This window comes from Pseudomonas sp. KK4 (assembly GCF_001984065.1).
Lineage (GTDB): Bacteria > Pseudomonadota > Gammaproteobacteria > Pseudomonadales > Pseudomonadaceae > Aquipseudomonas.
Genome location: NZ_LYVP01000205.1, coordinates 1 through 4,664 on the forward strand (window position 1 = coordinate 1; position 4,664 = coordinate 4,664).

At 61.1% G+C, this 4,664-nt stretch carries 3 protein-coding genes; 2 read left to right on the forward strand and 1 reads right to left on the reverse strand.

The window, feature by feature from the left end; genetic code table 11:
* Positions 1-163 precede the first annotated feature (163 nt).
* Positions 164-2,104 carry a BCCT family transporter gene (locus B0W55_RS28680; RefSeq protein WP_256576408.1) on the reverse strand — a complete coding sequence of 647 codons (1,941 nt, stop codon included), beginning with the start codon at positions 2,102-2,104 and terminating at the stop codon, positions 164-166.
* A 380-nt stretch (positions 2,105-2,484) separates the two neighbouring features.
* Between B0W55_RS28680 and betI the strand changes: the two genes are divergently transcribed.
* Entirely contained in the window at positions 2,485-3,078 is a 594-nt protein-coding gene (betI, locus tag B0W55_RS28685; protein WP_077049273.1) for a transcriptional regulator BetI, read from the forward strand.
* A 60-nt stretch (positions 3,079-3,138) separates the two neighbouring features.
* Positions 3,139-4,611, forward strand: a complete 1,473-nt coding sequence (betB, locus tag B0W55_RS28690; RefSeq protein WP_077049274.1) for a betaine-aldehyde dehydrogenase — start codon at positions 3,139-3,141, stop codon at positions 4,609-4,611.
* Positions 4,612-4,664 lie beyond the last annotated feature (53 nt).

A 4,664-nucleotide genomic window follows, 5' to 3' on the forward strand; every position in this document is an offset into this window, starting at 1 on the left:
GCTTGCTCCCGCTGGGCTGCGAAGCGGCCCCAAGACCATCCACAGCGGTGATTCACACAGACCGCGTAATCCGGGTTTACGACTGCTTCGCAGCCGAACGGGAGCAAGCTCCCTCGCCACAATGGATCTGCGGTGTTGCTTCAAACACCGCAGACCTCAAGCCTCAGCTATACACGCGGCCAAGGAGCTGCCGATGGCTTTCAAACTGATCGAGCACGTCACGGGTGATCTGATCCTGGGTGAAACCCATCAAGTCGTAGTCCTGGCTGCCGTTGTGCAGGTACACCTCGGCGCGGTAGTAGCGCTGGCGCGCATCATCGGACTGGGCGGACTCGGTCGGCGTCGCCAGATAACCGTCCAGGCTGACTTCGTAGACGAACGGGTTGCCCTCCTCCATCTCGACCCGCACCCCCATGCAACGCTTGGACTTGCCCAGCAGCGTCTGAACTTCCAGGCCTTGGGCACGCATCTGCGCCGTCGCCGCTTCCAGTGCCGGGCTCACCTTTTTGTCCATGAAGCGCTGAACAATCGATTGGCTCGGCTGCAGGTCCAGTTGCGTCAGGCGCTCAGTGAAGCCACGACGACCGCGGGCCGCCAGTTCCGCTTGTTCCTGTTCGATCTGCACGTCCTGGCGCATGGCCTTGTGCAAACCGAACATGAAGAACACCAGTACCACCGAGAACGGCAGACCGGCCAGCACCACCATGGTTTGCATGGCTTCGAAGTTACCGGCGAACAGCAGACCGATGGTCACCAGGGTAATGACCGCCGACCAGAAAATCCGCAGCCAGTGCGGCGCGTCTTCGTCGACGTTGCCACCCTTGCAGGAAAGGTTGGCCATCATCACCGCGCCAGAGTCCGCCGGGGTCAGGAACAGCACGAAACCGACGAAAATCGACACGCCGATCACGACTTTCGACGCCGGGTAATGCTCCAGCAACTGGTAGATCGCCATCGATGGCTGTTCCAGCGCCGTTTTTCCAAGCTCCACCGCGCCATGGTTCATCACCAGGTCCAGGGCCGAGTTACCGAAGATCGACAGCCACGCCAGGGTGAAACCCAGCGGAATCAGCAACACGCCGGCCACCAGTTCACGCACCGTGCGACCACGGGAAATGCGCGCGATGAACATGCCCACGAACGGTGCCCAGGAAATCCACCAGGCCCAGTAGAACAGGGTCCACAGGCCCAGCCAGCGGTCGGACTTCTCGCTGTCGCCTTCATAGACGTACAGGTCGAAGGTCTTGAGCACCACGCCGTTCAGATAGTCACCCACGTTCTGCACGAAGCCGTTGAGCAGGTGCAGGGTCGGACCGAACAGCAGCACGAAAATCAACAGACCGCTGAACAGCACGATGTTGAGGTTGGACAGGCGACGAATGCCGTTTTCCACACCCGACACCGCCGCGATGGTCGCCACCGTACTCATCACGATGATCACGATCAGCAGGTTGGTGTTGCTGTGTTCCATGCCGAACAGGTTTTCCAGCCCCGACGACACTTGCAGCGAACCGATCCCCAGGTTCGTCACCAGCCCCAACAGGGTCACGAACATGCCGAAGCCGTCCACCGCGTGACCGGCCGCGCCTTTGACCCAACGCTCGCCCACCAGCGGATACAGCGCCGAACGCAACGCCAGCGGCTGGTTATGACGGTAGGCAAAGTAGGCAACGGCCAGCCCGACCAGTGCGTAGATCGCCCAGCCATGCAGGCCCCAGTGCAGGAATGTCAGCTGTACCGCCTGACGCGCCGCCAGGTTGCTGCCAGCCACGCCTTCGGGCGGGTTGAAATAGTGATCCAGCGGCTCGGACGCACCGAAGTACAGCAACGAAATGCCGATACCCGAGGAAAACAGCATCCCCGCCCAGGCGCCGTAACTGAAGTCCGGCGTGTCGTCCTTGCTGCCCAGTTTCAGTTTGCCGTAGGACGAAAACGCCAGACCCACGACGAAGATCAAGTAGGCGGCAATCACCACCATGTAGTACCAGCCGAAGCTGCGCGACAGCCAGGCTTGCGCCGTCCCCAGCATTCTGCCGGCCTCTTGCGGGGCGATGATCAGAATGGCGGTCAACAACAGAATCAACGCGGTCGAGGTGTAGAACACCCAACCGTTGACCGTCACCTTTTGCGGTGGGGTCTTTATTAGCGAGGCAGAACTCATGGCACAGATGCTCCGGGCAGTGCGAGAGAAGAACGCAAGACAAACGAGCCACCCGACCAATCGGTTAGTGGGCAGCCGACCAGTGGGTGATATAAAGACAGCCCGAAAAAAGCTCGAAGCCCTTGGAGCGCCGTGGCGCGCAGGTTTCGAGCGGTTTCGGAAGTCGATTAATTCGCCGCAGCACGTAGGAAATTTCAGCATGCAGCGACGATTTGTCGCAGAGCTTATTCTTTGTTGATTGAACGTTCAATCAAAACAAAATAGACTGGCCCTCAATCCGGTAGTCGTTCTACGTCTGCCGGAAGGCCTAAGGAGATGTGCAGATGCCCAAGGTCGGTATGCAACCCATCCGCCGCCAGCAATTGATCGAAGCCACGCTTCTGGCAGTCGATCAGGTCGGAATGGGGGACGCCAGCATTGCGCTGATCGCCCGTTTGGCCGGTGTCTCGAACGGCATCATCAGTCATTACTTTCAGGACAAGAACGGCCTGATCGCGGCCACCGCGCAGTACCTGATGACTGTCCTGAGCGAGAACGTCACCGCGCGCCGTCAGGCGCTGAAGGACGACAGCCCCCGGGCTCACCTTCAGGTGATCATCGAAGGCAACTTCGACGCCAGCCAGGTCAATGGCCCGGCAATGAAAACCTGGCTGGCCTTCTGGGCCACCAGCATGCACCACCCGTCTTTGCACAGGTTGCAGCGGATCAACGATCACCGTCTGTATTCCAACCTGTGTTGCCAGTTCCGCCGCGTACTGCCGCTCGAAGATGCGCGCAGTGCAGCCCGAGGCCTGGCAGCGTTGATCGACGGTCTGTGGTTGCGCGGTGCGCTGTCGGGAGATGCTTTCGACACCGAGCAGGCGCACCGCATCGCTTACGAATACATGGATTTCCAACTGGCCAAGCGGGTGAGTTAGAGCACACAGAATGCTCAACCACCGGACCGCGCCAATCACTGATGCACTTGCGAGGACTTTATGGCCCGTTTCGAATTGCAAAAACTCTACATCGATGGTGCTTACTCCGACGCCGGCAGCGATGCCACGTTCGAAGCCATCAACCCGGCTAACGGTGAAGTCCTCGCAAAAGTGCAACGCGCCACCAAGGAAGACGTGGAGCGCGCTGTGGTCAGCGCCGAAAAGGGCCAGAAAATCTGGGCCGCGATGACTGCCATGGAGCGTTCGCGCATCCTGCGCCGCGCCGTGGACATCCTGCGCGAGCGCAACGATGAACTGGCCGCCCTGGAAACCCTGGACACCGGCAAGGCCTACTCCGAAACCCGTTACGTCGACATCGTCACCGGCGCCGACGTGCTGGAGTACTACGCAGGCCTGGTGCCGGCCATCGAAGGCGAGCAGATTCCGCTGCGCACCACATCGTTCGTCTACACCCGTCGCGAGCCGCTGGGCGTGGTCGCCGGTATCGGCGCGTGGAACTACCCGATCCAGATCGCCCTGTGGAAATCCGCACCGGCCCTGGCCGCCGGTAACGCGATGATCTTCAAGCCAAGCGAAGTCACCTCGCTGACCACCCTGAAACTGGCCGAGATCTACACCGAAGCCGGCCTGCCAGCGGGCGTGTTCAACGTGCTGACCGGCAGCGGTCGCGAAGTCGGCACCTGGCTGACCGAGCACCCGCGCATCGAGAAAGTCTCGTTCACCGGCGGCACCGACACCGGCAAGAAAGTCATGGCCAGCGCGTCGAGCTCTTCGCTCAAGGACGTGACCATGGAACTGGGCGGCAAGTCCCCGCTGATCATCTGCGACGACGCCGACCTGGACCGCGCCGCCGACACTGCGATGATGGCCAACTTCTACAGCTCCGGTCAGGTCTGCACCAACGGCACCCGCGTGTTCGTGCCGGCACACCTCAAAGCCGCTTTCGAAGCCAAGATCGCCGAGCGTGTTGCGCGCATCCGCATCGGCAACCCGCAGGACGAAAACACCAACTTCGGCCCGCTGGTCAGCTTCGCGCACATGGAAAGCGTGCTGGGCTACATCGCCAAGGGCAAGGAAGAAGGTGCACGCCTGCTGTGCGGCGGCGAGCGTCTGACGGACGGCGAGTTCGCCAAAGGCGCTTTCGTGGCCCCGACGGTGTTCACCGACTGCACCGACGACATGACCATCGTGCGTGAAGAAATCTTCGGCCCAGTGATGGCAATCCTCAGCTACGAAACCGAAGAAGAAGTGATCCGCCGCGCCAACGACACCGACTTCGGCCTGGCCGCCGGTATCGTCACCAAGGACCTGAACCGCGCCCACCGCGTGATCCATCAACTGGAAGCCGGTATCTGCTGGATCAACGCCTGGGGCGAGTCCGACGCGAAGATGCCGGTCGGCGGCTACAAGCAGTCGGGTGTGGGCCGTGAGAACGGGATCAGCTCGCTGAACAACTTCACCCGCATCAAATCGGTACAGGTCGAACTGGGCGATTACGCCTCGGTGTTCTGATCTGACGCGGTGCCGCGGGCTTTTGTGGCGAGGGAGCTTGCTCCCGCTGGGCT